The organism is Microbacterium azadirachtae (genome assembly GCF_025583665.1).
Classification (GTDB): domain Bacteria; phylum Actinomycetota; class Actinomycetes; order Actinomycetales; family Microbacteriaceae; genus Microbacterium; species Microbacterium azadirachtae.
This window is the reverse complement of record NZ_CP099706.1, coordinates 3520995-3547775: the sequence shown is the minus strand read 5'-3', so window position 1 is coordinate 3547775 and position 26781 is coordinate 3520995. Positions and strand designations below refer to the sequence as shown.

Here is a 26781-nt window from a genome sequence, read left to right as displayed (position 1 = left end):
TCTTTCCTTCTGATCTGGGGCGTGCGCGAATGCGCGATGACACGTGCCGTCCTCGAGGACGGCCATGCCCCGATCAGTCGGGAGAGGAGTCGTGGTCCGCGACCGGAGATGCCGGCAGGCGGTCGTCGCCTGCGGATCCGGTGCGGACGGTCAGCAGGCGGTCGCCTGCCGAAAGCGAAGAGACCGTGCCGAGCAGTCGCACGTCGACCGCGCCGCCGCCGGCTGCGGATCCAGTTCCGGGGATGCGCAGCTCGGAGGCCGGAGATCCGCCGGGGTGGTGCGCCGGGCTCAGCGGCGACGTCGATCCGGAGGAGGCGGACTGCTGCGCCGTCTCCGAGACCTCGTCGGGAGCGGCCGCGACACGCGTCGTCGCCTCGGTGGCAGAGACCACCATCCCCGCCGCGGCCACGAGCGCCTGAGCGCCGGGCGGCGTGGATGGACCGGAGCTCGGCCCGCCGCCGGGGAGCGAAGGGATCACGGGGCCGGATGGAACGGTGATCACGACCGGGATGAGCCCGGTCGCGTCGCGCACGGTGCCGCCGACGGTGCCCACGGTGTCGTCGAGCGACACCGCCAGTGCAGGGAGGGCGGAGGTCACCGTGTCGAGCGTCGCCGGCACGCGGTGCAGCACCGCGTCGACAGGCGAGAGCACCGGGGTCAGCGCCGGGGCGACGGCGCCCACAGTGCCGGTCACGGTGCCGACCGCGGCTTCGGCCGTCTGGTCGACGCTGCGCAGGAGCGGGACCGTCGCCTCGACGACCGGCGCCACCACCGAAGTGCGGGGCGCCGCGACATCCGCGGGCGCCGTGTCGGCGACGGGCGCCGGCTCGGGCGCCACGGCCGGGACCGGCTCAGGAAGCGTCTCCGCGACCGTCTGCGGCACGGCGGTCACGGTGCTCTGCACGGTGACGGGGGCGGCGGCGATGGTGTCCTGCACGGCTCCGACCGTGCTCTGCAGCGTGCCGAGGAGGCTCGGAGGCGGGGGCGGCGCGGTCTCCGCAGCCTGCGCGGAGCCGGATCCGAAAGCGATCGACAGTGCGACCCAGCCGACGGCGAGGAGTCCGCCCGCGATCGCAGCGGGGACGAATCCCCGTAGCGACCACGTGCGACCCTGCATGGTTTACCCCCCCGGATATACCGCTGTACCGCACAAGGTATTCCTGCGGGAGGGGATCTGTCCAGAGCCGCGATCGGTTGTTTCACACGGCGTCACCGGATCGAGACCGAGAGCTCCAGACGGATCCCAGGGGGCCGGCACTGACGTAGCGTTGATACGTGAGTTCTCCCCACCTCGATGTGGCCGCCGTCCGCGCCGATTTCCCCCTGCTCGCCGAGTCCGTGAACGGGGCGCCGCTGGCGTACCTCGACTCGGCGGCGACGAGCCAGAAACCGCGCGTCGTGCTGGACGCCGAGCGCGACTTCCTGGAGCGCTCGAACGCGGCGGTGCACCGCGGCGCGCACACCCTCGCCGCCGAGGCGACCGAGCTCTACGAGGACGCGCGAGCCGCGGTCGCCGGCTTCGTCGGGGCGCGGGCCGACGACCTGGTCTGGACGCACGGGGCGACCGAGGGACTCAACCTCGTCGCGTACGCGATCGGCAACGCCACCGCCGGCCGCGGCGCGCCGGCGAGCGCCCGCTTCGCCCTGCAGCCGGGCGACGAGCTCGTCGTGACCGAGGCCGAGCACCACGCGAACATCGTGCCGTGGCAGGAGCTGGCGGCCCGCACCGGCGCCGTCCTGCGCGTGATCCGGATCCGCGACGACGGCACCCTCGACCTCGATCACGCCGCGGAGATCATCGGATCCCGCACGCGGGTGGTCGCCTTCACGCACGTGTCCAACGTGCTCGGCATCGTCAACCCGGTCGCCGAGATCGTGGCCCTCGCGCAGGCCGTCGGAGCGCTCACCGTGCTCGACGCCTGCCAGTCCGCGCCGCACCTGCCGCTCGACCTTCCCGCGCTCGGAGTCGACCTCGCCGTGTTCTCCGGCCACAAGATGCAGGGCCCCTACGGCATCGGCGGCCTGTACGGCCGGCGCGAGGTGCTCGCGGCACTGCCCCCGTTCCTCACCGGCGGGTCGATGATCACGCGCGTCACGCTCGAGCGCACCGAGTTCCTGCCGCCTCCGCAGCGGTTCGAGGCGGGCACGCAGCCCGTGTCGCAGGCGATCGCGCTCGCCGCGGCCGTGCGCTACCTCGACGGTCTCGGGATGGACGCGGTGCACGCGCACGAGAAGGAACTCGAGCGGCGTCTGCGCGAGGGGCTCGGCGCGATCGACGGCGTGCGGCTGCTCGGCGCCGCGGACGGGGCAGAACGCGTCGCGCTGCAGTCGTTCGTCGTCGACGGTGTTCACGCGCACGACGTCGGCCAGTTCCTGGACGCGCGCGGCGTCGCCGTGCGCGTGGGCCATCACTGCGCCGAGCCGGTCCACGCCCGCCTCGGCGTCACGGCCTCCGTGCGCGCGTCGGCGGCGCTCTACAACACGGCCGACGAGGTCGATCGGATGCTCGACGCCGTCTCCGGCGTGCGGACGTTCTTCGGGGTCTCCGGATCCCCCGAGCAGGAGGCCGTGAGCAGATGAGCGGTCTCGAGGAGCTCTATCAGGAGCTGATCCTGGATCACTCCAAGCGCCCGCACGGCAAGGGCCTGCTCGGCGCCGAGGACGATCCGCACGCGGCCGAGTCGCACCAGCGCAACCCGATCTGCGGGGACGAGATCACGCTCCGGGCGCAGGTCTCCGACGACGGCGACCGCATCTCCGAGGTGAGCTGGGAGGGATCCGGCTGCTCGATCTCACAGGCGTCGGCGTCGATGCTCACCGAGCTGATGGTGGGCAGGAGCCGCGCCGAGGCCGGCGAGCTCATCGACGGCTTCCGTGAGGCGCTGCGCTCCCGTGGCGCCGTCGAGCTGGACGAGGACGTGTACGGCGACGCAGCCGCCCTGACCGGCGTGAGCCGCTACGTCGCGCGGGTGAAGTGCGCGATGCTCGCGTGGGTCGCCCTGGAGGACGCGCTGCTGCGCGCCTGAGCCGTCCTCGCGCTGCGGAAGCCGGTGCGGGACCGGCGGATTCCGGATCCGGCGACCGATCGGGTATGTTGACATCGTGGCCCTGACCTGTCGTTGTTGTCTCTGAGCGCGTTCCGCGCACCTTCGACGACCACAGACAGATCCGCGCCCTCTCGCGCGACGACCGTTCAGGACCCCTTCCCGTGCGCTACGCAAGCCACGTCGCCGATCTCGTCGGCTCGACGCCCCTCGTCCGTCTCACCTCCGTCACCGGCGCGACCGCCGATCGTCCCGCGATCCGGGCGACCGTGCTCGCCAAGCTCGAGTACTTCAACCCCGGCGGTTCCGCGAAGGATCGCATCGCCCGGTCGATCGTCGACGCCGCCGAGCGCGACGGCCTGCTGCTCCCCGGCGGCACGATCGTCGAGGCGACGAGCGGCAACACGGGCGTCGGCCTCGCGCTGATCGCCCTCCAGCGCGGCTATCGCATGGTGTTCGTCGTGCCCGACAAGTTCGACGGGCCGAAGGTCGCGACGCTGCGCGCCTTCGGCGCCGAAGTGGTCGTCACGCCCACCTCCGTGCCGCCCGAGCACCCCGAATCGTACTATTCGGTCGCCGCGCGCCTCGCCCGCGAGATCCCCGGCGCCTTCAACCCCAACCAGTTCGCGAACCAGAACGGCCCGCTCGGCCACTACCGCTCGACGGGGCCCGAGATCTGGGACGACACGGACGGACGCGTCACCCACTTCGTCGCCGGCATCGGCACGGGCGGCACGATCAGCGGCACCGGGCGCTATCTCAAGGAGGTCAGCAAGGGACGCGTGCGCGTGATCGGCGCGGATCCGGAGGGGTCCCTCTACTCCGGCGGTCCGGTGCACTCCTACCTCGTCGAGGGCGTGGGGGAGGACTTCCTCCCGGACACGTTCGACGGAGCCGTGGTCGACGGCTACGAACGCGTCTCGGACGCCGAGTCGTTCGCGATGACCCGCCGGCTGGCGCGCGAGGAGGGCCTGCTCGTCGGCGGATCCAGCGGCATGGCCGTGGTGGCGGCCCTGCGGATCGCGGAGGGGCTCGGTGAGCACGACGTCGTGGTCGTGCTGCTGCCCGACCACGGCCGCGGCTACCTCGACAAGCTCTACGACGACGACTGGATGACCGGACACGGGTTCGCCGTGACGGCCGCCGAGACCGCGCACGCCCCCATCGACCCGCCCGCCGGCGCCACGTCCGCCGCCGACGCCCGCCAGACGAACGAACCGAACCACGCAGGAGGATCCGAGATGACCATCGAGACCGACAAGACCGCCACCGCCGCCATCCACGCCGGTCAGGCCGCCGACCCCTACACGGGCGCGGTGATCCCGCCGCTGCACCTGTCGACCACCTTCGTGCAGGACGGCATCGGCGGACTCCGCCAGGGCTACGAATACGGACGCAGCGGCAACCCGACGCGGGACGCCCTGCAGCAGCAGCTCGCCGCGCTCGAGGGCGGAACGCACGCGTACTCCTTCGCATCCGGGCTCGCCGCCGAGGACACCCTGCTGCGGGCGATCCTGCAGCCCGGAGACCACGTGCTGCTCGGCAACGACGTGTACGGCGGGACGTTCCGGCTCATCTCCCGGGTGCTCGGCACCTGGGGCGTCACCGTGCAGGTCGTCGACATGAGCGACACCGAGGCCGTGCGCGCCGCGGTCGCCGCCAAGGCGCCGCGCGTGCTGTGGGTCGAGACGCCCTCGAACCCGCTGCTGCGGATCTCCGACATCGCCGCGCTCGCCGAGATCGGCCACGCCGCCGGATCCGTGGTCGTCGTCGACAACACGTTCGCCACCCCGGCTCTGCAGCGCCCGCTCTCCCTCGGGGCCGATGTGGTCGTGCACTCCACCACGAAGTACCTCGGCGGCCACTCCGACGTCGTCGGCGGCGCGGTGGTGCTGAAGGACGCCGAGCTCGCCGAGAAGGTCGGCTTCCTGCAGTTCGCGGTGGGTGCGGTGTCCGGACCGTTCGACGCCTGGCTGACCACGCGCGGCATCAAGACGCTGCCGGTGCGGATGCGCCAGCACAACGCCAACGCCGAGGCGGTGGCGGAGTTCCTGGTGACCCACCCGCGCGTCGCCCACGTCTACTACCCCGGCCTTCCGGAGCACCCCGGCCACGAGCTCGCCGCCCGCCAGATGTCCGGCTTCGGAGGCATCGTCTCGGTCGCCCTGGAGTCCGGGGAGGCGGCCCGCCGCTTCGCCGAGTCGACCCGCGTGTTCCAGCTCGCCGAGTCGCTCGGCGGCGTGGAGTCGCTCGTGAACTACCCGGACGCGATGACGCACGCCTCCGTGCGCGGCACCGAGGCCGCGGTGCCGGTGGAGGTCGTGCGGCTGTCCGTCGGCCTCGAGGACATCGCCGATCTCCTCGCCGACCTGGAGCAGGCTCTCCGCGCCTGACTCCCCGGCTCCGGCCCCTTCGTCAGACACAGTGCAGGAGATCCGGCTCCGTCTCGGCCCGATCGGGCCGGAGGAGGCCGGATCTCCTGCGCTGTGTACGGGCGAGCAGCGTGACCGGGCCGGGGCGACGCTTCCGGGGAGGCCGTAGCCTGGCGATATGACGGACATCGCCTGGTCGGACGGACGCTGGACCCACGCCCCCGCCGCGCTCGCCGAAGACGGCGGGGATCTCGTCGTCACGGCGGTCGAGGGGAGCGATGCCTGGCGCGTCACGGCGTACGGGTTCGTGCACGACAACGAGCACGCGCTCCTCGCGCCGTTCGCCGTGGGCACGGCCGTGGAGGTGGAGTTCACCGCGGCGTTCTCCGCCCAGTTCGACCAGGCCGGCGTGTTCGTGCGCGCGTCCGCCGAGCGCTGGGTCAAGGCGGGGGTGGAGTTCGCGGACGGCCGGCCTCAGGTGGGCGCCGTCGTCACCGACGTCATGTCGGACTGGTCGCTGTCGCCGGTGCCGGAGTGGATCGACCGGCGGGTCCTGGTGCGCGTGAGCCGCGGTGACGACGCCCTCACGGTGCGCGCGGGTCTGGCCGGCGCCCCGCTGCAGCTCGTGCGCGTCCTGCCCTTCCCCGCCGAGCTCGCGGCGGAGGCGGGACCGTTCGTGTGCGCTCCGACGCGGCCGGGGCTCGCGGTGCGGCTGCACGCGTGGCGCGCGGTCGAGGCCGACGGCGCGCTGCACTGACCGACGGCCTCACTCTGCAGGGCGACGCCGTCCGCCGGATCCTGAGGCATCCGATCCGGATCTTGACGGATGCGGGAATACCCCCTGGGGGTATATGATTGTCGATATCGGATACCCGGACGGGGTATCGGACGGAGGAGACGACATGACCACCACCGAGTACCAGGTGACCGGAATGACCTGCGGCCACTGCGAGATGTCCGTGCGGCGCGAAGTCGGCAAGATCGCCGGCGTCGACGCCGTCCAGGTCAGTGCGGCCGACGGCTCGCTCGTCATCACCGCGAGCGCCCCGCTCGACGACGCCCGCGTCTTCGCGGCGGTCGACGAAGCCGGATACCGGGCGGTCCGGGCCTGATGAACGCTGCGGGACGACTGGGCCTGTACGGCGCAGCGCTCGCGGCGACCTTCGCCGTGGCGTTCGGCGCCGCGGGCCTGGTCGCCCCGCGCGGTGCCGCTCCGCAGAGCATCCAGCAGGAGGAGAAGGACATGCAGGACCACGACATGCACGCACCGACCGCAGAGTCCTCACCCGGTCACGGCGGTCACACCGCGGCCGAGACGGCATCCGGGGTCGCGCTGGCGGCGGGCGGGTTCACCCTCGCCCCGGTCTCCGCGCCGGGCACGGTGGGGGAGAGCGGCGAGCTGAGCTTCCGCATCCTGGATCCGGCCGGGTCCCCGGTCACGGCCTATGAGCCCCAGCACGAGAAGGATCTGCACCTCATCGTCGTGCGCAGCGACGGTGCATGGTTCCGCCACGTGCATCCCGCTCTCGACCGCGCGAGCGGCACCTGGAGTCTGCCATGGACGTGGGATGCTGCAGGGGCGTACCGGGTGTTCGCGGACTTCGCCGCCTCGGGCGCGGATCCGGTCACCCTCACCCGCACCGTCGACGTCGCCGGCTCCTTCGCGCCGACGCACCCCGAGACCACCGCCACTGCTCGCGTGGACGGGTTCGAGGCGCGCATCACAGGCGACCTGGTTCCGGGATCCGCGTCCGAGCTGACCGTCACGATCACGCGAGACGGCGCACCGGTCACCGCGCTGCAGCCCTATCTGGGCGCGTTCGGCCATCTGGTGGCGCTGCGTGAAGGCGACCTGGCCTACCTGCACGTGCACCCCGAGGGTGCGGAGCCGTCGCCCGGTGAGGTCTCCGGGCCCGACGTGCGCTTCGGCGCGCAGGTGCCCACGGCCGGCCGCTACCTGCTCTACTTCGACTTCCAGGTCGACGGCGTCGTGCACACGGCGGCCTTCGTGCGGGACGCCGTCGCCCACGCCCACTGACCCGTACGACGACATCGGAAGGAGACGCACCCATGGACGCGAACAGCCTGGAGCTCGAGATCGGCGGGATGACCTGCGCCTCCTGCGCGAACCGCATCGAGAAGACCCTGAACCGGATCGACGGCGTGACGGCGACCGTGAACTACGCGACGGAGAAGGCGAAGGTGTCGCTGCCCGAGGGGTTGGATCCTTCGGTCCTCATCGCGCATGTCGAGGACATCGGCTACTCCGCTGTGCTCCCCGCGCCGCCGGCGGCGCCGGGGGCCGCGGACGGAGGCGAGTCCGCGGAGGACGCCGACGACCCGGAGCTCCGCGCGCTGCGCACGCGGCTGATCGTCAGCACGATCCTGACCGTCCCCGTCATCGCCCTGGCGATGATCCCCGCGCTGCAGTTCACGTTCTGGCAGTGGGCGTCCCTCGCGCTCGCCGCTCCCGTGATCGTGTGGGGCGCCTGGCCCTTCCACCGTGCCGCGTGGCTCAACCTGCGCCACGGCGCGGCGACGATGGACACGCTCATCTCGATGGGCACGCTCGCCGCGTTCGGCTGGTCGCTGTACGCGCTGTTCCTCGGCACGGCCGGCGAGCCGGGCATGCGTCATGCGTTCTCGTTCGCGCTGACGGCCGGTGACGGCGCGGGCAGCATCTATCTCGAGGTGGGCGCCGGGGTGACGGTGTTCATCCTCGCGGGGCGGTACTTCGAGAAGCGGTCCAAGCGCCGGGCCGGCGCCGCCCTGCGCGCACTGCTCGAGCTCGGCGCGAAGGATGTCGCGGTGCTCCGGCCCGCGAGCTCCGAGGGCGGATCGACCTCGGAGGAGGTGCGGATCCCGATCGCGCAGCTGACGGTCGGCGACGAGTTCGTCGTGCGCCCCGGCGAGAAGATCGCCACGGACGGGGTCGTCGTCGCGGGTGCCGGCGCGGTCGACGCATCCCTGCTGACCGGCGAGTCGGTGCCCGTCGAGGTGACGGCGGGAGACGTCGTCGCCGGCGCCACGGTCAATGCGGGAGGGCGGCTCGTGGTGCGCGCCACCCGGGTCGGCGCCGACACGCAGCTCGCGCAGATGGCGCGACTCGTCGAGGACGCGCAGACCGGCAAGGCCGAGGTGCAGCGCCTCGCCGACCGCATCTCCGGTGTGTTCGTGCCCATCGTGATCGCGGTCGCCGTCGCGACGCTCGGGGCGTGGCTCGGCGCCGGGTTCGGCGCGACGGCCGCCTTCACGGCCGCGGTCGCGGTGCTCGTGATCGCGTGCCCGTGCGCCCTGGGTCTCGCCACCCCGACCGCGCTGCTGGTCGGGACCGGCCGCGGCGCCCAGCTCGGGATCCTCATCAAGGGGCCCGAGGTGCTGGAGTCCACCCGTCGCGTCGACACGATCGTGCTCGACAAGACGGGCACGGTCACGAGCGGTCGGATGACCCTCGTCGACGTCGTGACCGAGGACGGGACGGATCCGGCGGAGCTGCTGCGCCTGGCTGGAGCGGTCGAGAACGCGTCGGAGCACCCGATCGCCCAGGCGGTCGCCCGCGCGGCGGCTGCGGCGGGGGAGCTCGGCGGCGTCGAGTCCTTCCAGAACATCGAGGGCCGAGGCGTCCAGGGCGTCGTCGAGGGGCATGCCGTGCTCGTGGGCCGCGAGGCCCTGCTCGCCGACTGGTCGCAGCACCTCAGCCCGCAGGTCGCCGCGGCGAAGGCCGACGCGGAGGCCGGCGGCAAGACCGTGGTCGCCGTCGGCTGGGACGGCGTCGCGCGCGGGATCCTCGTCGTCGCCGACACCGTGAAGCCGACGAGCGCCGACGCGGTCGCCGCGCTGAAGCGCCTCGGCCTCACGCCGATCCTGCTCACCGGCGACAACGCGGCGGTCGCGCGGCGCATCGCGGACGAGGTCGGGATCGACGAGGTCGTCGCGGAGGTGCTGCCCGAGGGCAAGGTCGACGTCGTCGCGCGGCTGCAGCGGGAGGGGCGGACCGTGGCGATGGTGGGCGACGGCGTGAACGACGCCCCGGCGCTCGCCACCGCCGACTTGGGGATGGCCATGGGCACCGGCACCGACGTCGCGATCGAGGCGAGCGACATCACGCTGGTGCGCGGCGATCTGCGCACCGCCGCCGACGCCATCCGGCTCTCCCGGCGCACGCTCGGCACGATCAAGGCGAACCTGTTCTGGGCCTTCGCCTACAACGTGGCGGCGATCCCGGTGGCGGCGCTGGGGCTGCTGAACCCGATGCTCGCCGGTGCGGCGATGGCGTTCTCGAGCGTGTTCGTGGTGGGCAACAGCCTGCGTCTGCGACGCTTCCGCTGAGCCCGGATCCCTGACGCCCGCCGATCGCGGCGGGCGTCAGGCCCCGTGCCAGAAGATCGCGATGCCGGCGTTCAGCAGCGCGAGTGCGCCGATCGTCCAGAAGGCGACAGCGGTGGGCCGTCCGGCCTTCTCCCGGGTGATGACGACGCCGAAGGCCCCGCCGATCGCGAGGGCGACCGCGAGCTTCACCCCGAGCTTGAGGTAGTCCAGATGGACACCCGCCGGGAACGGGATCGCGAGCAGCAGGCCGGATCCGATCATCACGCCGAGGCCGGTGCGGAACAGCGTCGTGGTCGCATAGCGGCGCCGTACGGCCTGCGCCGCCCAGCCGCCGAGCAGCAGTGCGAAGCCGATGAGGTGCACGAGCACGAGCAACTCGCGCAGCACGGTGAGAAGGTTCATCCTGGTCTCCTGTCCGGATCAGGCCGCGGCGGTCTTGCCGCCGTCGACGGGAAGCACGACGCCGGTCACGAACGACGCGGCGGGGGAGGCGAGCCAGGCGATCGCCTCGGCGACCTCCTCGGGGCGGCCCATGCGCTGCAGCGGCACGACGCGGCCGATCCGCTCGCGCACCTCCTGCGGCTGACCGAGCACGTTCCCCGACGCGATCGGCCCCGGTGCGACGGCGTTGACGCGCACGCCGCGGGCGGCTTCGTCGAGGGCCGTGGTGCGGGTGAGGCCGACGACGCCGTGCTTGGCCGCCGCGTAGGCGGACATGCCCGGCGCCCCGCCGATGCCCGCGGTGGAGGACACGTTCACCACGGCGCCCCCCTCGGAGATCGCGGCGAGCTCCGCGCGGAGGCATCGCGCGAGACCGAGGAGGTCCACGGCGAGCACCTGCATCAGCTCGGTGTCGTCGATCGCCGTCAGGGGTCGCGGCAGGTGCGCGACGCCGAGGTTGTTCACGGCGACCTGGATGCCGTCCCGCGCCTCGAGGTGCAGGAAGCGTGCGAGGGCGTCGTGCTCGGCGGCGTCGAACGCGCCCGTGGCGACATCGGTCCCGCCGTCCCGCAGTCCGGAGGCGAGCGCGTCGAGCGGCTCCCTGCGGCGCGCCACGAGAAGCAGGCGATGGCCTTCCGCGGCGAGCCTGCGTGCGGTCGCCGAGCCGATGGCGCCGTTCGCGCCCACGATGAGGGCGGTGCTCATGACCGCTCCCCGCCGGCGAGACGGGGATCCCGGCGCGGCCGGTCCCGGGGCAGCAGGAACGCGGCCGCGATGAGCCACAGACCGCCTCCGAAGCGGACCAGCGGCAGCAGCGCCTGCAGCGGGTCGAGCACGAGCGAGAGGAACGACAGCTCGCCGCACGCCGCGATGACGAGGCCGGCCAGGGCGAACCAGCGCGGCATGAGCCGCAGGATGAAGGCGGGCACGGCGACTCCCGCGATGAGCAGCCCGAGGCCGACCGCGTAGCCGACACCGCCGAGGGCGAAGGCGAGCACGCCGAGCGTCGAGGCGACGCCGCCGGGGGCGGGCGCGGACGCCAGCGCCCAGGTGACCAGGGCCGAGACCGCCAGCAGGATCGAGGCGGTGATTCCGCCGTAGAGGCCGATCACCGGCCCGGGCACGCGCACGCCGAGACGCAGCTGGCGGGCGTAGACCGACGCGGTGAGGATCCCGAGCGGCACGGCGGCTCCGAGCTGCAGGGTCGCCGCGATGCGGATCGGCAGGGCGTGGTTCGCGTACCAGGCCGCGACGTCGGCGGCGGGTGCGAACGGTGCGGGGACGGATCCGGTGCCCGCGAGCAAGGTGCCGACCCCGGCGAGGGTGAGCGCGAACGTCACGATGGCGAGCGGTCCCAGTGGCGGCCCGCCGGGGCGACGGGAGCGGGGCGAATAATCGGTCATGAGTGAAATGATGCATACGGTGAATCATTCTGTCAAGAGACTAAGCTGAGGGCATGAACAGTCCTGGGGGACCGGAACGCACCGGCTTCCTGCTCTCGCAGCTCGGATCCTTCGCGGCGGCGCGCTTCGCCGAGCTCGTCAAGCCGCTGGGCCTCACGCCGGCGATGGCCGGCGCGCTGCGGATCCTGGCGCGCAGCCCCGGGCTCAGTCAGCGTGCGCTCGCCGATCGGCTCGGCGCCGTGCCCAGCCGCGTCGTCGTGCTCGTGGACGCGCTCGAGGCCGCCGGGTTCGTGTCCCGCACCCGCGACCCCGAGGATCGCCGCCACCACCGGCTCGACCTGACCGATGCCGGTCGCGCCGCGATGGGCCGGCTCCGCGGTGCGGCGGAGCAGCAGAACGCCGACCTGCTGGCTCCGCTCGACGCGGAGGAGCGGGCGGCGCTCGGCACCCTCGTCTCCCGCCTCGCCGTCGCCCACGGGATCGATCCCGACGTGCACCGCGGGTTCGCCGACCACCCGGAATCGCGGTAGATCCGCCGGAGATCCGTCAGGATCCGGAGAGAAAACCGCTCGACCCCCTTTCGGTCCTCCGAATCGATTCGATACCATGGGAGACGGCCTGCCGTGACCGATCACGGCGGGCCTTGCTTCGTCGCCGCCCGATCCCTCGCCTGAAGAGTCTCCGCATGGCCGTCTCCCTCACCACTGGCCGCCCCTGGCGCGTCATCCTCTCGTTCGCCGTCCCTCTGCTGATCGGCAACGTGGTGCAGCAGCTGTACCAGTTCGCCGATGCGATCGTGGTCGGCAGGCACCTCGGCGTCGACTCGCTCGCCGCCGTCGGCGCCACGGGCAGCCTGATCTTCCTGCTCATCGGCTTCGCCTGGGGTCTCTCCAGCGGGTTCGCGATTCCGACCGCCCAGTCTTTCGGAGCCTCCGACCACGCCGCCGTGCGCCGCTCGGTCGCCACCGGCACGCTGCTGACGGCGGCGACGAGCATCGTGATCTCGATCGGCGCCCCCCTCATCACCGAGCCGCTGCTCCGACTGCTGCAGACGCCGCAGGTGCTGATGCCCGAGGCGACCGTGTTCACCCAGGTCACCTTCATCGGCGGCAGCACGGTGATGTTCTTCAACTACCTCTCGGCGGTGATCCGCGCGATCGGAGACTCCCGCACGCCCCTCGTCTTCCTCACCGTCTCGTGCGCGCTGAACATCGTGCTCGTCATCCTCATGGTGGGCACTTTCGACTGGGGCGTCGCCGGCGCCGCCTGGGCCACCGTCGTCGCCCAGGGCGTCTCGGTGGCGCTCTGCCTCCTGTACGTGTGGCGGCGCCTGCCCGTGCTTCATGTGCGCCGGGCCGACTGGCGGATCACCCGCTCCGACATCGTCGAGCACCTGCGCCTCGGCCTGCCGATGGGATTCCAGGCCTCGATCATCGCGATCGGCACGATCACCGTGCAGGTCGCCCTGAACATGCTCGGCCCCGACGCCGTGGCCGCCTACACCACGGCTTCGCGCGTGGACAGCATCGCGGTCGCGTTCCTCTCGTCGATCGGGCTCGCCGCGTCGATGTACGCGGCGCAGAACCTCGGCGGTCGCCGCCCCGACCGCATCCGCCGCGGCGTCGCGCAGGCGATCTGGATGGCGGTGATCACGGCGGTCGCGCTCGGCGCACTTCTGGTGCTGTTCGGCTCCTCGATGGTGCGCGTGTTCATCGGCGACGGATCCGACGAGGTCGTGCGGCTCGCCGCGCTCATGCTGCTGATCAACGGGCTCAGCTACAGCGCCCTGGGCGTGCTCTTCGTGCTGCGCGGCGTGCTGCAGGGCCTCGGGCACACGCTGATCCCCACCATCACCGGCGTGATCGAGCTCATCATGCGCGTGGGCGCCGCCGTCGTGCTGGGGGCCCTCATCGGCTACCCCGGCGTCGCGCTCAGCAATCCGCTGGCGTGGTTCGGGGCTGCTGCGCTGCTCATCCCGGCGTACGTGAAGGCGCACCGCGAGCTCGCGACGATGCCTGTGGACCCGGTGGAGGTCACCCCGACCACGGCGATCCCCGTGGTCGGCCCGACCGATGGATCCATGGTGGTCGACGGGGTGTTCACCGCGCCCGTTCCGGTGGTGAAGAAGAGGCCGCGGCTCAAGGTCGGGCGCCGCTGAGGCGGCGCCGCGGAGATGCGTGCGACCCGGTGCCGCGCGCACCGATCTCGGCCAGGCGCTTGCGATGCGCGGGTCCGCGCGCGCAGTCTGGAGTCCCGGGGGGACGACCGGCGTGCGAGGAGCTCCCCCTATGACCCAGCGGATCATCCCCAACATCTGGTGCGCCGGCGACGCGGAGGAGGCGGGCGCCTTCTACGCCTCGGTGTTCGAGCGCGCGTCGGCGCAGGTCGTCGCGCGCTATCCGGAGGAGGGGCTGCCCGCGCGGCAGAGCGCGTTCGCGGGGCAGGCGCTCACCGTCGACGTCTCGATCGGCGGCTACCGGCTCACCCTCATCAATGCGGGAGACGAGTTCTCGCCGACCTCGGCGATCTCGTTCGTCGTGTGCGTGGATCCGAGGGACTTCGGCGGTGACGAGGGCGCCGCTCGCGCGTGGATCAACCGCGCCTGGACCGCCCTCGGCGAGGACGGGCGCGTGCTGATGGACATCGGCGAGTACTTCTTCAGCGGACTGTACGGGTGGGTCGAGGATCGCTACGGCGTGAGCTGGCAGCTGAAGCTGATGGACCCCGGTGCCGCCCCCGAACCCGCGATCATCCCCATGCTGGTGTTCGGCGGCCCCCTCCAGCGCAAGGCGGAGGAGGCGGTCGCCCTCTACGGCGAGCTGCTGACTCCGTCGGGGATCGTGCGACAGGTGACGTACCCGGTGACGGAGCCGCCGCATGTGGATGTGCCCATCACCTACACCGAGTTCCTGCTCGCGGGACAGCTCTTCGCGTCGTTCGACTCGCCGATCGACCGGGATCATCCGTTCACGCCGGGGGTGTCCCTGCAGATCGACTGTTCAGGGCAGGACGAGATCGACCGGATCTGGAGCGCGCTGAGCGCCGTCCCCGAGGCCGAGCAGTGCGGCTGGCTCGTCGACCGGTTCGGGGTGAGCTGGCAGGTGGTCCCGGCGGAGCTGGGCGAGCTGATGCAGCGCCCGGACGCCTATGCGCACCTGATGCGGATGAAGAAGATCGTCATCGCCGATCTCTGACCGGATCCGGGCGCTCCCCCCTGCGCGCTACTGGGTCAGCGCACGGCGAGGAAGCCGAGTACCGCGCTCGCGACGGCCAGCACCGCCAGCACGATCGCCGGCGTCGCCGGCTCCTTGCGGCGCAGGTGCACGACGACGGCGCCGATCATGATGATCGCGATGCCGGTGCCGGCCAGCGGGGTGAGGATCGGGGCGATGCCGGTCGCGAGCGGCAGGATCAGTCCGATCGCGCCGACGACCTCCAGGGCCGCGATCGCCTTGATCGTCCCGGCCGAGAAGTCGTCGGTCCAGGCCATCCCGCGCTCCGCGAGCACGGGCTTGGGCGTGAGCAGCTTCATGCCGCCGCCGCCGAGCATGGCGAGGGTGAGCAGTGCGTTGACGATCCACAGGGCGATCAGCATGGGGGTTCCTTCTTGTTATCGATCGTCACCTTGTTACGATCAGTAAGTAAAGGATGGAGCATCGTGGAGACGCGTACAAAAGGCACATCCGTGTCACCGGCGCACAGTGCGGGAACCGACACGGCGACAGCCGGCACGGAGCGCGGTCCGGCGGCGCCCGCGGGCCTCGCCGAGTACGAGAACTCGTGCGAGGGCCGCCCCGGGGGTCCCGAGGCGGGGCGGATGATCCGCGACGTGCTCGACCGGGTGGGGGACAAATGGTCGCTGCTCGTCGTCGCGACGCTCGGCGCCGACGTGATGCGGTTCAGCGATCTGCTGCGCCACATCCCCGGGATCTCGCAGCGCATGCTCACTCTGACCCTGCGTCAGCTGGAACGCGACGGCCTCGTGATCCGCACGGCCTACGCCGAGGTCCCGCCGCGGGTGGAGTACCGGCTCACGGCGCTCGGCGCCACCTTCGTCGAGATCGCGCACACGATCGCGCAGTGGGCGATCGCGAACCACTCCACGATCGAGCAGTCCCGCGCCGATTACGACGCGCGCTGACCGTCCTGGCTTTCGAAGCGCGCACTTCGCCGGATCCCGGCGCGATTCACCGCACAGTGCGCGCTTCGAAACGGCCGGGGGCCGGCGTCAGCGGTGGTCGCGGTCGCGGTGCTGGCCCGACTCGTCGCCGGTCGCGACGCGCTCGGCCTCGCGGGCCCGCAGATCCACCCGGCGGATCTTGCCGGAGATCGTCTTCGGCAGCTCCGGCACGAACTCGATGATGCGCACCCACTGGTGCGGCGAGAGCTGACCGCGCGCGTGCGCGAAGATCGAGCCCGCGGTCGCCGTGAGGTCGTCGTGCGCGGACGCGGTCAGCAGCACGTACGCCTTCGGCACGGCGAGGCGCGTCGGATCCGGGCTCGGCACCACGGCCGCCTCCACGACGTCCGGGTGCTCGAGCAGCACCGACTCGAGCTCGAACGGCGAGATCTTGTAGTCGGACGCCTTGAACACGTCGTCGGCGCGCCCCACGTACGTGAGGTATCCCTCGGCGTCGCGGGTCGCGATGTCGCCGGTGTGGTGGAAGCCTCCCTCGCGGGAACGCGCCGTGGCCTCCGGATCCGCGTAGTACCCCGCCATGAGGCCCAGCGGGCGCTCCGCCAGGTCGAGGCAGATCTCGCCCTCGGCCGCCCCGTCGGCGTCGCCGTCCACGCGGGCGCCGGTGACCGGATCCACCAGCACCACCGGGTATCCGGGCAGAGGGCGCCCCATGGACCCGTCCTTCACGACCTGCCCGGGGGAGTTGCCGACGCAGGCGGTCATCTCGGTCTGGCCGAAACCGTCGCGGATCGTGCCTCCCCAGGCGTCGCGCACGCGGCCGATCACCTCCGGGTTGAGCGGCTCCCCGGCGCCGACGAGCTCGCGGGGCGGATGCGCGAGCCGGCCGAGATCCGCCTGGATCAGCATCCGCCACACCGTGGGCGGCGCGCAGAACGTGGTGACGCGGTGCTTCTCCATGACCTCCATGAGCGTGTTCGCGTCAAACCGGTCGTAGTTGTAGACGAACACGGTGGCCTCGGCGAGGAACGGCGCGTAGAAGCTCGACCAGGCGTGCTTCGCCCAGCCCGGCGACGAGATGTTGAGGTGCACGTCGCCCTCGCGCACTCCCAGCCACCACATGGTCGACAGATGCCCGACCGGGTAGGACACGTGGGTGTGCTGCACGAGCTTCGGGCGGCTCGTGGTGCCCGACGTGAAGTACAGCAGGCTCGTGTCGGTCGCCGGCGTCGGTGCATCGGGCTCGAAGGCGTCGGAGGCGCTCTCGGATGAGGAGAAGTCGTGCCAGCCGTCGGGGGCAAGGATCCCGGCGGCGTCGGACACGGCGATGCGCACGATCTCGGAGGGAAGGGCGGCGACCCGGTCCGCGAGGGATCCGAGGGTCACGATGCCGCGCGCCTCGCCCTTCTCCGCACGGTAGGCCAGATCCGCGGGCGAGAGCAGGGTCGAGGTCGGGATCGCGACCGCGCCGATCTTGGTGAGTCCGAGCATCGTCTCCCACAGGTCGATCGTGTTGCCGAGCATCACGATGACGTGGTCGCCGCGGCGGATCCCGAGCTGCTGCAGCCAGTTCGCCACCTGATCGGAGCGGCGCGCCAGTTCGCCGTACGTCCAGCTCCGGCTGCTGAGATCGGCCGCGACGATCTGCACCGCGGGGCGGTTCGGAGTCTCGCCGGCCACGACGTCGAACCACTCCAGGGCGAAGTTGAACTCGCGCAGCTCCGGCCAGCGGAACGTGGCGCGGGCGCCCGCGTAGTCGGTGGCGTGCGCGAGCAGAAGGTCGCGGGCGGAGCGGATCGCGGACGTCGCCGCGGTGGCGGAACGGGGCTGGCTCATGGAGCCATCTTGGTCCGGATGCGCCGCGGACGACAGCTTCGGAGCGCGATGTCCGCGGTGTCGGGGGCGGTTCCGCGGCAGACATCGCCCTCCGCAAGGAGAGGCGGTCATCCTCGCTACGCTGGCAGGATGACCGCCTCCTCCGAGCCCCTGTTCGTCGAGATCGCCAACGTCCCCCGCGACTACGCCTGGGGACGGATCGACGGCGTCGCCGGGGTGATGGGGGCCGCCGGCACCGGCGGCCCCGAGGCGGAGCTGTGGCTCGGGGCGCATCCCGGATCCCCGGCCCGTGCGGTCGACCCTGCGCCGTGGGCGACGCTCCTGGACTGGGAGCGCGAGAACGGCGAGCGGCTGCCGTTCCTGCTGAAGATCCTGGTGGCCGGCGGCCCGCTCTCGCTGCAGGCGCACCCCACCACCGCCCAGGCGCAGGCCGGATTCGCCGACGAGGACGCCCGCGGCATCCCCCTCGAGGCCGCGCACCGCAATTACAAGGACCCCTACGCCAAGCCCGAGCTCATCGTGGCGCTCGAGGACGGCTTCGAGGCGCTGTGCGGCTTCCGCCCCCTCGACGAGATCCTCGCCGACGTCGACGCGCTCGCGGCGCGGTCCGGATCCGACGCGCTCGCCCCCTGGCGGGAGGTGCTGACCGGAGCCGACGGCCTGCGCGCGGGCTTCGCGTGGCTGCTGGGCGGAGGAGCGGGGGTGGATCTCGCGGTCGCGGCGCTCGTGGCCGCGGCCTCCGGCGATGGGAGCTTCGAGCTCGTCACCCGGCTCGCCGAGGCGTACCCGGGCGACCCGGGCATCGCGATCGCTCTGATGATGCGCCATGTGACGCTCGCCGCGGGCGAGTCGCTCTGGCTGCCCGCGGGCAACATCCACGCCTATCTGCGCGGTGCGGGCGTGGAGCTCATGGGGCCGAGCGACAACGTGCTGCGCGGAGGACTCACGCCCAAGCACGTCGACGTCGCCGAGTTGGAACGGGTGCTGACGTTCTCCGCGTCGGACGACGACCACCTCGTGCCCGTCGAGCTCGCCGCTGACGTGCGCAGCTACCGGCCGCGGATCCACGCCTCGGGCGCGGATGTGCCGTTCGAGCTGCTCGCGGTCACCGGAGACGCGCGGCTGGAGCTCGCCGGCCCCTCGATCGCGGTCGCGACCGACGGCGCGTTCACGCTCTCCGCCGAGGATGCCGCCGAACCGGGCGCCGGAATCGAGGTGCGCCGCGGCGTCGCGCTCTTCGTGTCCCGCGCCGCGCGCGTGCAAGTGACCGGATCCGGGCGGCTCTGGGTCGCGACCGCCGGCTGAGGCGCATCCCGCACGAGACGGAGGTGCACCCCGCAGGAAAGCGGGAGCGGGGCGCGATCGCGACCGTCCGAGCCCCGGTAGCGTGGGAACGTGAAACCCTCCGTCTCCCGTCGCGTGCTCGGGCTGTCCGTCCCGGAATGGGCGCTCGTCGGGATCACGATGATCTGGGGCGGCACGTTCCTGGTCGTGCACACCGCCATGCAGCACTCGGGGCCGTGGTTCTTCGTGGGCTTCCGCTTCCTCGCCGCCGGCCTGTTCGCCGTCGCCGTCTTCTGGCGGTCGCTGCGCGGCATGACCTGGCGCGAGCTGGGCGCGGGCGCCGCGATCGGCGCCGCCATCTACGGCGGCTACGGACTGCAGACCGCGGGGCTGCAGACCATCGACTCGTCGACCAGCGCGTTCATGACCGCGTTCTACGTGCCGCTCGTGCCGCTGCTGCAGTGGCTCGTGCTGCGCAAGCCGCCCCGCGCGCTCACGCTGCTCGGCGCCGGACTCGCCTTCGTCGGGCTGCTCCTCGTCGCCGGCATCGGATCCCGCGGGGTCCAGCTCGGCACCGGCGAGATCCTCACGCTCATCAGCACGCTCCCGATCGCCGGCGAGATCATCCTGATCAGCCTCTTCGGCGGCAGGTTCGACGTGAGCCGGCTCACCGTCGTGCAGCTGCTGACCGCGTCGGTCCTGGGGTTCGCGACCATGCCCGTCGCCGGCGAACGGATCCCGGCCTTCGATCCCGTCTGGCTGTTCGCCGGGCTCGGCATGGGGCTGGCGAGCGGGCTCATCCAGCTCACGATGAACTGGGCGCAGCGCTCGGTGTCGGCCACTCGCGCCACCATCATCTACACCGGCGAACCCGTGTGGGCGGGCGTGGTCGGGCGCATCGCCGGAGAGCGGATCCCGCCGCTCGCGATCCTGGGCGCCGGGCTCATCATCGCCGGCACGCTGCTCAGCGAGCTGCAGCCGCGACGCCGCGACGGCGGCACGGCCGAGGATCCGGATCCGGGCGGGATCGAGACCGCGGCGACGGAGGCGGGGGAGTCGGCACCCCGAGCAGGCGCCTAGGATCCCCCGCGTAGACTGGACGGGTCCGCCCGCATGTCGAGGCGGCGAGCCCGTCGATGCTGTTGCCCGGGCTCTCGAAGCCCAGGACCCGAGGATCCGTCATGTCAGCCACCCGCACGCTCACGCTGCGTCACGTGCAGCTCGCGCGCGCAGCGTTCGCGGCGGTCGCGGCGCTCATGATCACGTTCTCCGCCGATCACTCGGCCATCGTCGGCCTCTCGGTGTTCAGCGGCTTCGCGCTCGTGACGGCGCTCATCCACATGCTCGCGGCCTGGCAGGTCGCGCCGGCGGGGTGGCGCTGGCCGTCGATCCTGCTCGCGGCGGTCTCCATCCTCACCGGCATGGCCGGGGGAGTGCCCGCCTGGCGCTCGACCCCGCTGTTCTTCGTGGTCGTCATCGCCTGGGGCGCGCTGACGGGCCTCATCGAGCTGATCGCGGGCCTGCGCGCCCGGCGCCTCGCGCGAACCGGATCCGCTCCGGTCGTCGTCGCCGACGGCGCCCGTGACGCGATCCTGGTCGGCGCGCTGGGCCTGGCGCTCGCGGTCGGCCTGCTGTGCGTGCCGACGACCTACGCGCTGCGCTATTCGATCGCCGAAGCCGGGTCGTTCACCCTGACCGGCATCACCCTCGCTGTGGGGATCTTCGGCGCCTACGCCGCGATCGTCGCGGTGTTCCTGGGCATCGCCGGCCTCAGCCCGCGCTCCCGCGCCTCCAAGGACGAGGGTGCAGACACCGCCGCCGCCGGGACGGCGCCGGCCGACAACGAAGGATCCGCATGACCGAGAAGACCAGGCGCCGGGATCTGTTCCGGCCGGTGCAGCTGATCGGGCTGTCGCTGCTGTGCGGCGTCTTCGCCGGAGCCGTCACCCTGATCGCGACCGGCGCCTTCACCGACAAGGTGATGCGCATGGTCGACAAGGGCACCTACGCGGGCATCCCGCCGTGGAACCTGGCCTTCATCGTCACCGGGGGCATCTTCATCGCCGCCCTGCTGATCCTGTCGATCCTGATCCTCGCGGTCGACCCGGCCGACTTCTCGAAGCCACACGACCGCCCGGTGCTCTACGACGCGGTCGACGACACGACCGAGGCCGCGGCGACCGGCACGGGCGAGGCGTCCGCGTCCGAGGCCTCCGGGACGGCGGAGGGCGACGCGCCGAAGGCGTGACCCGGGGAATAGCCGGCACCCGTCCTGCCTTGACCCCAGGGTGAGCATGACGATCGACCGCGCCTCCGTGGGGTTCCGTTCCGAACGCGGGCCCGTGCTGCTCTCGCTGATGCTGGCCACCGGCCTCATCGCGATGGATGCCACGATCCTGGCCACCGCGGTGCCGAGCGTCGTGCACGATCTGGGCAGCTACCAGCAGTTCCCCTGGCTCTTCTCGGTCTACCTCCTCGCGCAGGCGGTGAGCGTCCCCATCTACTCGAAGCTCGCGGACACCGTGGGCCGCAAGCCGATCCTCCTGATCGGCATCGCCCTGTTCCTGATCGGCTCGATCCTCTGCGGCGTCGCGTGGAGCATGCCCTCGCTCATCCTGTTCCGGCTCGTGCAGGGGCTCGGAGCGGGAGCGGTCGGCCCGATGGCGATGACCATCGTGGGCGACATCTACACGGTGTCCGAGCGGGCGGTCGTGCAGGGCTACATCGCGAGCGTGTGGGCCATCTCTTCCGTCGTCGGCCCCGCCCTGGGCGGCGTATTCTCTCAGCTGGACATGTGGCGGCTGATCTTCTTCATCAACGTGCCGCTCTGCCTCATCGCGGGCTGGATGCTGCTGCGGCACTTCCACGAGCAGGCGGAGCGCCGCCGGCACCGCATCGACTACCTCGGAGCGGTGCTGCTCACGATCGGCCTCACCGGCCTCATCCTCGGCGTGCTGGAGGGCGGCAACGCCTGGGCGTGGCTGTCGGTCCAGAGCCTGCTCTGCTTCATCGGCGGCGCCGTCGCGCTCGTCCTGTTCGCGCTCGTGGAGCGCCGGGCGCCGGAGCCGATCATCGACCTGCGCCTGATCTCGAGCCGGCTGATCCTCACCACCACCCTCGCGTCGTTCGCGATCGGCGCGCTGCTGACGGGCGTGACCAGCTTCGCGCCCGCGTACCTGGAGGGGTCGATCGGCGTCGTTCCCCTGCTCTCCGGCCTCGCCGTGGCCGCGATGACGCTGGGCTGGCCCCTGTCGGCGGCCAATGCCGGGCGGCTCTACCTGCGCCGGGGCTTCCGGTTCACCGCGCTGATCGGATCGGGGATCGCCACGGTCGGCGCTCTCGGGCTGGCGCTGATCGGGCCGTATCCCAACGCCTTCTCGCTCGCCGCGGTCGCGTTCGTGATCGGGTTCGGCCTGGGCTGGACCGCCGCGCCGACGCTCATCGTCGCGCAGGCCTCGGTCGGCTGGGGCGAGCGCGGCGCGGTCACCGGCATGAACACGTTCGCACGCTCGGCGGGCGCCGCGGTGGGCGTCGCCGTCTACGGTGCGATCTCGAACGCCGTGATGGCCCGCGGCGGCGGATCCGACGATCCGGCGACCGTCGTGAGCGCGTCGACGTGGGTGTTCGTCGCGGCCGCGGTGACCGCCGCGCTCATGCTCCTGGCCATCCTCGCGATGCCGAAGGACCGTGCTGGCGAGTACTCCGGCGCCCCGGCCGCGGTGCCCGCCGAGGCCTGAGCCGCGTTACTTCGCCAGGGTCTCCGCGAGGCCGACGTAGGTCGCTGAGCTCAGCGCTCCGCGTGCGGGCGTGCTCCCGGGCCCGGTGCGTTCCCGGTTCCGGGGTGCGGCGCGCGCCGGAAACGGCACAGGATGGAAAACGTCGCTGTCAGGCGTGATTGAGCGACGTCTTCCATCTCGACCGGATCCTCCGCCCCGTCAGGAGATGGAAAACGCTGCTATCAGCCGCGGGTGAGCGACGTTATCCATCTCGCGGGATCCCGTGCAGTCACCGGATCCGTGCGCGGGCGAAGTGCCCGGCAGCGGCGCGGCGCTCCGCGTGCCGGGGTGCTCCGTAGGACGCCTACTTCGCCAGGGTCTCCGCGAGGCCGACGTAGGTCGCCGGGGTGAGCGCGAGGAGGCGCTGCTTCGCGGCGTCGCCGATCTCGAGGCCCTGCACGAACTCCGCGAGCTCTGCGGCGCCCACCCGGTGGCCGCGGGTCAGCTCCTTGAGCAGCGCGTAAGGATCCTGAATCGTGGAGCGGCCGGCGACGACCTCGGCGCGGATCACGGTCTGGATCGCCTCGCCGAGGACCTCCCAGTTGTGGTCGAGGTCTTCGAGCAGCACATCGCGCGACAGCGAGATCTCGTTCAGGCCGCGGCGCAGGTTGTCCAGGGCGAGCAGCGAGTGCCCGAACGCGACGCCGATGTTGCGCTGCGTCGTGGAGTCGGTGAGGTCGCGCTGCAGGCGGCTCGTCACGAGCGTCTGCGAGAGCGAGTTCAGCAGGGCGCCGGACAGCTCGAGGTTCGCCTCGGCGTTCTCGAAGCGGATCGGGTTGATCTTGTGCGGCATGGTCGAGGATCCGGTCGCGCCCGCCACCGGGATCTGCGCGAAGTAGCCGAGCGAGATGTACGTCCAGATGTCGGTCGCGAGGTTGTGCAGGATCCCGCCCGCGTGACGCACGTGGTCGTACAGCTCGACCTGCCAGTCGTGCGACTCGATCTGGGTCGTGAGGATGTTGAAGTCGATCCCGAGGCCTTCGATGTACTCGCGGGCGATCATCGGCCAGTCGACGTCCGGCTCGGCGGCGAGGTGCGCCGACCAGGTGCCGGTCGCGCCGGAGAACTTCGCGAGGTACTCGGATCCCTCGATGCGCGCGACGACCCGCTCCAGGCGCCACGCGAACACCGCGAGCTCCTTGCCCATGGTCGACGGGGTGGCCGGCTGACCGTGCGTGCGGGACAGCATCGCGGCGTCGGCGTGCTCGACGGCCAGTTCGCGCAATGTGGCGATCACGTCCTGCACGGCCGGCAGCCAGACGCGCTCCACCGCGCGCTTGACCGTGAGGGCGTAGGAGGCGGAGTTGATGTCCTCACTCGTGCAGGCGAAGTGGGTGAGCTCGGCGATCGAGTCCAGACCCAGGGCCGAGAGACGGTCGCGCACCAGATACTCGACGGCCTTCACGTCGTGGCGGGTGACCGCCTCCTTCTCGGCGAGCCAGTCGATCTCGGCCTGGCCGAAGTCGCGGTACAGGCCGCGCAGGCGCTCCTTGTCGTCCTCGGCGAGCGGGGCGGTGCCGAAGAGCGAGCGGTCGGTGAGGGCGATCAGCCACTCCACCTCGACCTCCACCCTGGCGCGGTTGAGGCCGGCCTCGGACAGGTAGTCGGCGAGCGGGGCGACCGCGGCGCGGTACCGTCCGTCGAGCGGGCTGAGGGGCTGGACGGGGAGCGAGGCGGTCACGGGGTGTCCTCCGGAAGAGTCGTGGATCAGGCCGTCGATCCGAGACTCCGCGGTGCCGTCACGGGCGAGGAGACGTCACGGACGCGGCGGTCGGATGGCGGGTTCGAGCTGGCGGAAGAGGCCGTGGCTCGCGCTCTCGATCATACCGAGCACCTCGTCGAACACCGGGGCGTCGGCGTAGTAGGGGTCAGGCACGTCCAGCACGCCCTGGTGCTCGAGCGCGGTGTCGGGGTGCTCGAACGAGAGCAGCAGAGTGACCTTGCCCTCCTCGGACTCGTCGCGCGCCCACTGCCGGAGGATCCGCTCATGCGTGCGGTCGAGCGCGACGACCAGGTCGTTGCGCGCGAAGTCGTCGTAGGTGAACTGGCGGGCGCGGTGAGCGGATCCGTCGTATCCGCGACGGGCGAGCGCTTCGAGCGTGCGACGGTCGGCCTGTTCGCCGACGTGCCAGTCGCCGGTGCCGGCGCTCGTGGAGACGATGCGGTCGCCGAGGCCCTGCAGCGCGGCGATGTCGCGGAACACGACCTCCGCCATGGGTGACCGGCAGATGTTGCCCGTGCACACGAAGATCACGCGGAACGGGTCCGACTCGGTCATGGATCCATTGTGCCGCACCGGCTCGATCGCCCGGATGCCGGGATGAGCCCGCGCGCGCCGGACGTTCCCCACATCCGCGCTGCCGGACCGGGTTCGCACGGGTTGCGCCGCGACCGTCGGCACGGGCCGACGCGCACCGCAGGGTGGATATCATGCTGACGATCGCACCCGCCACCGCTGAAGGATCCTGGGCGCTCGCCGAGGCGCTGCGGCGCTGCGACAGCGCGCGCGAGCGGCTCGAGGTCGCGCGCGCCGGCCTGCGAGCGCTCGACGACGACATGCCGTGGCGGTCCCGGGCCATCACGGTGCTGTGCGCGCAGTTCGCCGATCGCGAGCAGGAGCTGCGCGAGGTGCTCTCGGGCCTCTGCGACGTCGAGGCGGTGCTGCTGCGGTGACGGGCGCAGGCGACGCGGTCGACATCGCGCACGGCGGGTACATCGCCGTCGACCCGGACGATCTGAGGGCGGTGGCGGGCCGGGTGCGCGGCCACTCCGTGCAGGCGGCCCTCGCACGGGAGGATCTCCTGGCGATCCCCACGGCGATCGACGGGCTCGGCGTCGGGGGCGTTCCCGCGCTGTGGGCGGCGGTCGGCCGGCTCGCGCAGATCGAGTCGGCGCTGGACGGGCTTGCGAGCGGCATCGGGACGATGGCCGACGTGTTCGAGCTCGCCGACGTGCGCGCGCAGCAGGCGCTGCTCGGCCCCGGCGACGCCGACGCGGCGCACGGGCGGGAGCTGCGGCAGCGAGCCGACCTGCTCCTATCCCGCAACGTGCTCCTGAACGAGACGGAGCGGCGGCTGCGCGAGGACTGGTTCCGGCATGCCGTCGACGGCTTCGCGCCGCCGGGCGCGGGGGATCCGGACCCGGCCGTCCTGCTCCCGCCGCTGGTGCTCCCGCCTCCGGGGACGCTGCCCGACCTGGGGACCGTCGTGCGGCAGGCTCCCCTCCTGGCGCAGGCCATCCTGCAGGTCGTCGCCGCGGGCGCCGGAGTCCTGCCTCCCGGTATGAGGGTGCGGCCGACGCCGGGGAGGGCCGTGGTCGTGGGGGCCGACGGCACCGCTCTCGCGCCACGGAGCGCATCGCCGGCCTCGCCGCCCGTGCCGGATCCGCACGAGCCCGCGGTGCGACCGGGCGACGTCCGCGTGACGCGCTCGGAGCCCGTCCGCAGCACGGCGGCCGTTCCGCCGCAGACCTTGAGCGACGCCGTCGCCCGCGTGCCGTACGGCAGCCAGCCGCAGGTGCGGGTGGAGACCTACGAGTTCGAGGACGGGTCGCGGCGCGTCGTCGCCTACGTGGACGGCACCCGTCCGGGGAAGGGGCCCGAGGAGCCGTGGGACATGGCGTCGAACGCGGAGCTGTACCTGAATCGCGAGGAGTCCGACTCGCTCAAGGCCGTCGTCGCGGCGCTGCGCGACGCGGGGGCCGACGACGGCACCCCGGTCGATCTGGTCGGATACTCGCAGGGCGGGATGCTCGTGGATGAGGTCGCACAGACGGGCGAGTTCGCCGTGCAGGGCGTGTTCACGATCGGGGCGCCGGTCGAGGCGGCACTGCCCAGGGACGTGCTGAGCGTCGCCGTGCGGCACACGGACGATCCGGTCGCCGGCCTCGCGGGTGGGGGCAGTCCGTACGGCACGGGATCACCCGACAGCCTCGTCATCACGCGCGCGGCCTTCCCGGGGCACGGCCTCGATCCCGGCATGCCGGCGCACCAGCTCGACGCCTATCGGGACACCGTGCGATCGGCCGAGCAGTCCGGCGATCCGCGCATGGCCGCGATCCGCGAGCATCTCGCGCGGCTGGGGAAGGCGCAGTCGGTCACGACGGCGGATTACACCGCCGAGCGGGTCGGGTCGTGAGAATGGGACGCCGGGTCGCGGG

Annotated in this window: 26 protein-coding genes and 1 pseudogene; 19 read left to right on the top strand and 8 right to left on the bottom strand. The window is 72.2% G+C overall.

Features of this window, described 5'->3' with window-relative positions; translation table 11 throughout:
• Window positions 1-73: 73 nt before the first annotated feature.
• The gene (locus NFX31_RS16745) at window positions 74-1117 is read right to left on the bottom strand and encodes a hypothetical protein (RefSeq protein WP_262956315.1); all 1044 of its coding nucleotides are present in this window, start codon (window positions 1115-1117) and stop codon (window positions 74-76) included.
• A 158-nt stretch (window positions 1118-1275) separates the two neighbouring features.
• On the opposite strand from NFX31_RS16745, the gene NFX31_RS16740 reads away from it, so the two are divergent.
• The 8 genes and pseudogenes from NFX31_RS16740 to NFX31_RS16705 all read left to right on the top strand — a co-directional run bounded on the left by NFX31_RS16740 (window position 1276) and on the right by NFX31_RS16705 (window position 9745).
• Entirely contained in the window at window positions 1276-2580 is a 1305-nt protein-coding gene (locus tag NFX31_RS16740; protein WP_262956314.1) for a SufS family cysteine desulfurase, read from the top strand.
• Window positions 2577-3026 carry a Fe-S cluster assembly sulfur transfer protein SufU gene (sufU, locus tag NFX31_RS16735; RefSeq protein ID WP_045250813.1) on the top strand — a complete coding sequence of 150 codons (450 nt, stop codon included), beginning with the start codon at window positions 2577-2579 and terminating at the stop codon, window positions 3024-3026. Before NFX31_RS16740 ends, sufU begins: the two co-directional genes overlap by 4 nt.
• Before the next feature lie 182 nt (window positions 3027-3208).
• Window positions 3209-4054 (top strand): annotated as a pseudogene (locus NFX31_RS16730) (PLP-dependent cysteine synthase family protein); the annotation flags it as partial.
• 231 nt (window positions 4055-4285) lie between these two features.
• Window positions 4286-5437, top strand: a complete 1152-nt coding sequence (locus NFX31_RS16725; protein ID WP_091478122.1) for a cystathionine gamma-synthase — start codon at window positions 4286-4288, stop codon at window positions 5435-5437.
• A gap of 157 nt (window positions 5438-5594) precedes the next feature.
• Complete coding sequence (locus tag NFX31_RS16720) at window positions 5595-6173, top strand: DUF1349 domain-containing protein (protein ID WP_091477973.1); 579 nt, start codon at window positions 5595-5597, stop codon at window positions 6171-6173.
• A gap of 145 nt (window positions 6174-6318) precedes the next feature.
• Window positions 6319-6528, top strand: coding sequence for a heavy-metal-associated domain-containing protein (locus NFX31_RS16715; protein WP_045250815.1), 210 nt, complete (start codon window positions 6319-6321; stop codon window positions 6526-6528).
• Entirely contained in the window at window positions 6528-7454 is a 927-nt protein-coding gene (locus NFX31_RS16710) for a heavy metal-binding domain-containing protein (RefSeq protein WP_091477975.1), read from the top strand. Before NFX31_RS16715 ends, NFX31_RS16710 begins: the two co-directional genes overlap by 1 nt.
• 32 nt (window positions 7455-7486) lie before the next feature.
• On the top strand, window positions 7487-9745 hold the full coding sequence (locus NFX31_RS16705) for a heavy metal translocating P-type ATPase (protein ID WP_091477976.1): 2259 nt from the start codon (window positions 7487-7489) through the stop codon (window positions 9743-9745).
• Between the two features lie 36 nt (window positions 9746-9781).
• Here NFX31_RS16705 and NFX31_RS16700 read toward each other — a convergent pair whose 3' ends face one another.
• From NFX31_RS16700 to NFX31_RS16690, 3 genes are read right to left on the bottom strand one after another with little or no spacing between them, the layout of a single operon-like run.
• On the bottom strand, window positions 9782-10147 hold the full coding sequence (locus NFX31_RS16700) for a Fe-S protein (protein WP_262956312.1): 366 nt from the start codon (window positions 10145-10147) through the stop codon (window positions 9782-9784).
• A gap of 18 nt (window positions 10148-10165) precedes the next feature.
• Complete coding sequence (locus NFX31_RS16695) at window positions 10166-10891, bottom strand: SDR family NAD(P)-dependent oxidoreductase (protein ID WP_262956310.1); 726 nt, start codon at window positions 10889-10891, stop codon at window positions 10166-10168.
• Window positions 10888-11589, bottom strand: a complete 702-nt coding sequence (locus tag NFX31_RS16690) for a hypothetical protein (protein ID WP_262956309.1) — start codon at window positions 11587-11589, stop codon at window positions 10888-10890. Before NFX31_RS16690 ends, NFX31_RS16695 begins: the two co-directional genes overlap by 4 nt.
• A gap of 53 nt (window positions 11590-11642) precedes the next feature.
• On the opposite strand from NFX31_RS16690, the gene NFX31_RS16685 reads away from it, so the two are divergent.
• The 3 genes from NFX31_RS16685 to NFX31_RS16675 all read left to right on the top strand — a co-directional run bounded on the left by NFX31_RS16685 (window position 11643) and on the right by NFX31_RS16675 (window position 14783).
• Window positions 11643-12119 (top strand): MarR family winged helix-turn-helix transcriptional regulator, encoded by a 477-nt coding sequence (locus NFX31_RS16685; protein WP_045250821.1) that lies wholly within the window; start codon window positions 11643-11645, stop codon window positions 12117-12119.
• A 155-nt stretch (window positions 12120-12274) separates the two neighbouring features.
• On the top strand, window positions 12275-13747 hold the full coding sequence (locus NFX31_RS16680; RefSeq protein WP_045250822.1) for an MATE family efflux transporter: 1473 nt from the start codon (window positions 12275-12277) through the stop codon (window positions 13745-13747).
• 130 nt (window positions 13748-13877) lie between these two features.
• Window positions 13878-14783, top strand: a complete 906-nt coding sequence (locus NFX31_RS16675) for a VOC family protein (RefSeq protein ID WP_262956308.1) — start codon at window positions 13878-13880, stop codon at window positions 14781-14783.
• 35 nt (window positions 14784-14818) lie between these two features.
• On the opposite strand, the gene NFX31_RS16670 is transcribed toward NFX31_RS16675, so the two are convergent.
• On the bottom strand, window positions 14819-15184 hold the full coding sequence (locus tag NFX31_RS16670) for a DoxX family protein (RefSeq protein WP_045250824.1): 366 nt from the start codon (window positions 15182-15184) through the stop codon (window positions 14819-14821).
• Between the two features lie 90 nt (window positions 15185-15274).
• Between NFX31_RS16670 and NFX31_RS16665 the strand changes: the two genes are divergently transcribed.
• Window positions 15275-15730 carry a winged helix-turn-helix transcriptional regulator gene (locus tag NFX31_RS16665; RefSeq protein WP_309599102.1) on the top strand — a complete coding sequence of 152 codons (456 nt, stop codon included), beginning with the start codon at window positions 15275-15277 and terminating at the stop codon, window positions 15728-15730.
• A gap of 87 nt (window positions 15731-15817) precedes the next feature.
• On the opposite strand, the gene NFX31_RS16660 is transcribed toward NFX31_RS16665, so the two are convergent.
• Window positions 15818-17563 (bottom strand): AMP-binding protein, encoded by a 1746-nt coding sequence (locus NFX31_RS16660; RefSeq protein WP_262956306.1) that lies wholly within the window; start codon window positions 17561-17563, stop codon window positions 15818-15820.
• A gap of 129 nt (window positions 17564-17692) precedes the next feature.
• Here NFX31_RS16660 and manA point away from each other — a divergent pair, with 129 nt between their 5' ends.
• The 5 genes from manA (at window position 17693) to NFX31_RS16635 (ending at window position 22584) form a co-directional block, all read left to right on the top strand.
• The gene (manA, locus tag NFX31_RS16655; RefSeq protein ID WP_052674321.1) at window positions 17693-18868 is read left to right on the top strand and encodes a mannose-6-phosphate isomerase, class I; all 1176 of its coding nucleotides are present in this window, start codon (window positions 17693-17695) and stop codon (window positions 18866-18868) included.
• Window positions 18869-18958: 90 nt separating this feature from the next.
• Window positions 18959-19927: a DMT family transporter gene (locus NFX31_RS16650; RefSeq protein ID WP_248700448.1), complete on the top strand. Its 969-nt coding sequence runs from the start codon at window positions 18959-18961 to the stop codon at window positions 19925-19927.
• 101 nt (window positions 19928-20028) lie between these two features.
• Window positions 20029-20706, top strand: coding sequence for an acyl-CoA synthetase (locus tag NFX31_RS16645; protein WP_262956305.1), 678 nt, complete (start codon window positions 20029-20031; stop codon window positions 20704-20706).
• Window positions 20703-21095 carry a hypothetical protein gene (locus tag NFX31_RS16640; RefSeq protein ID WP_045250827.1) on the top strand — a complete coding sequence of 131 codons (393 nt, stop codon included), beginning with the start codon at window positions 20703-20705 and terminating at the stop codon, window positions 21093-21095. The genes NFX31_RS16645 and NFX31_RS16640 overlap by 4 nt, the downstream gene beginning before the upstream one ends.
• A gap of 46 nt (window positions 21096-21141) precedes the next feature.
• A complete protein-coding gene (locus NFX31_RS16635) occupies window positions 21142-22584 on the top strand; it encodes an MFS transporter (protein WP_262956304.1) in 1443 nt (480 codons plus the stop codon).
• A gap of 343 nt (window positions 22585-22927) precedes the next feature.
• Here NFX31_RS16635 and purB read toward each other — a convergent pair whose 3' ends face one another.
• Together purB and NFX31_RS16625 are read right to left on the bottom strand one after the other, a co-directional pair.
• Entirely contained in the window at window positions 22928-24304 is a 1377-nt protein-coding gene (gene purB, locus NFX31_RS16630; protein ID WP_262956303.1) for an adenylosuccinate lyase, read from the bottom strand.
• A 75-nt stretch (window positions 24305-24379) separates the two neighbouring features.
• Window positions 24380-24901 carry a low molecular weight protein-tyrosine-phosphatase gene (locus tag NFX31_RS16625; protein WP_169748231.1) on the bottom strand — a complete coding sequence of 174 codons (522 nt, stop codon included), beginning with the start codon at window positions 24899-24901 and terminating at the stop codon, window positions 24380-24382.
• Window positions 24902-25053: 152 nt separating this feature from the next.
• Here NFX31_RS16625 and NFX31_RS16620 point away from each other — a divergent pair, with 152 nt between their 5' ends.
• Window positions 25054-25296 carry a hypothetical protein gene (locus NFX31_RS16620; protein ID WP_262956302.1) on the top strand — a complete coding sequence of 81 codons (243 nt, stop codon included), beginning with the start codon at window positions 25054-25056 and terminating at the stop codon, window positions 25294-25296.
• Window positions 25293-26759, top strand: coding sequence for a hypothetical protein (locus NFX31_RS16615; protein ID WP_262956301.1), 1467 nt, complete (start codon window positions 25293-25295; stop codon window positions 26757-26759). The genes NFX31_RS16620 and NFX31_RS16615 overlap by 4 nt, the downstream gene beginning before the upstream one ends.
• The last annotated feature ends 22 nt before the right edge of the window (window positions 26760-26781 follow it).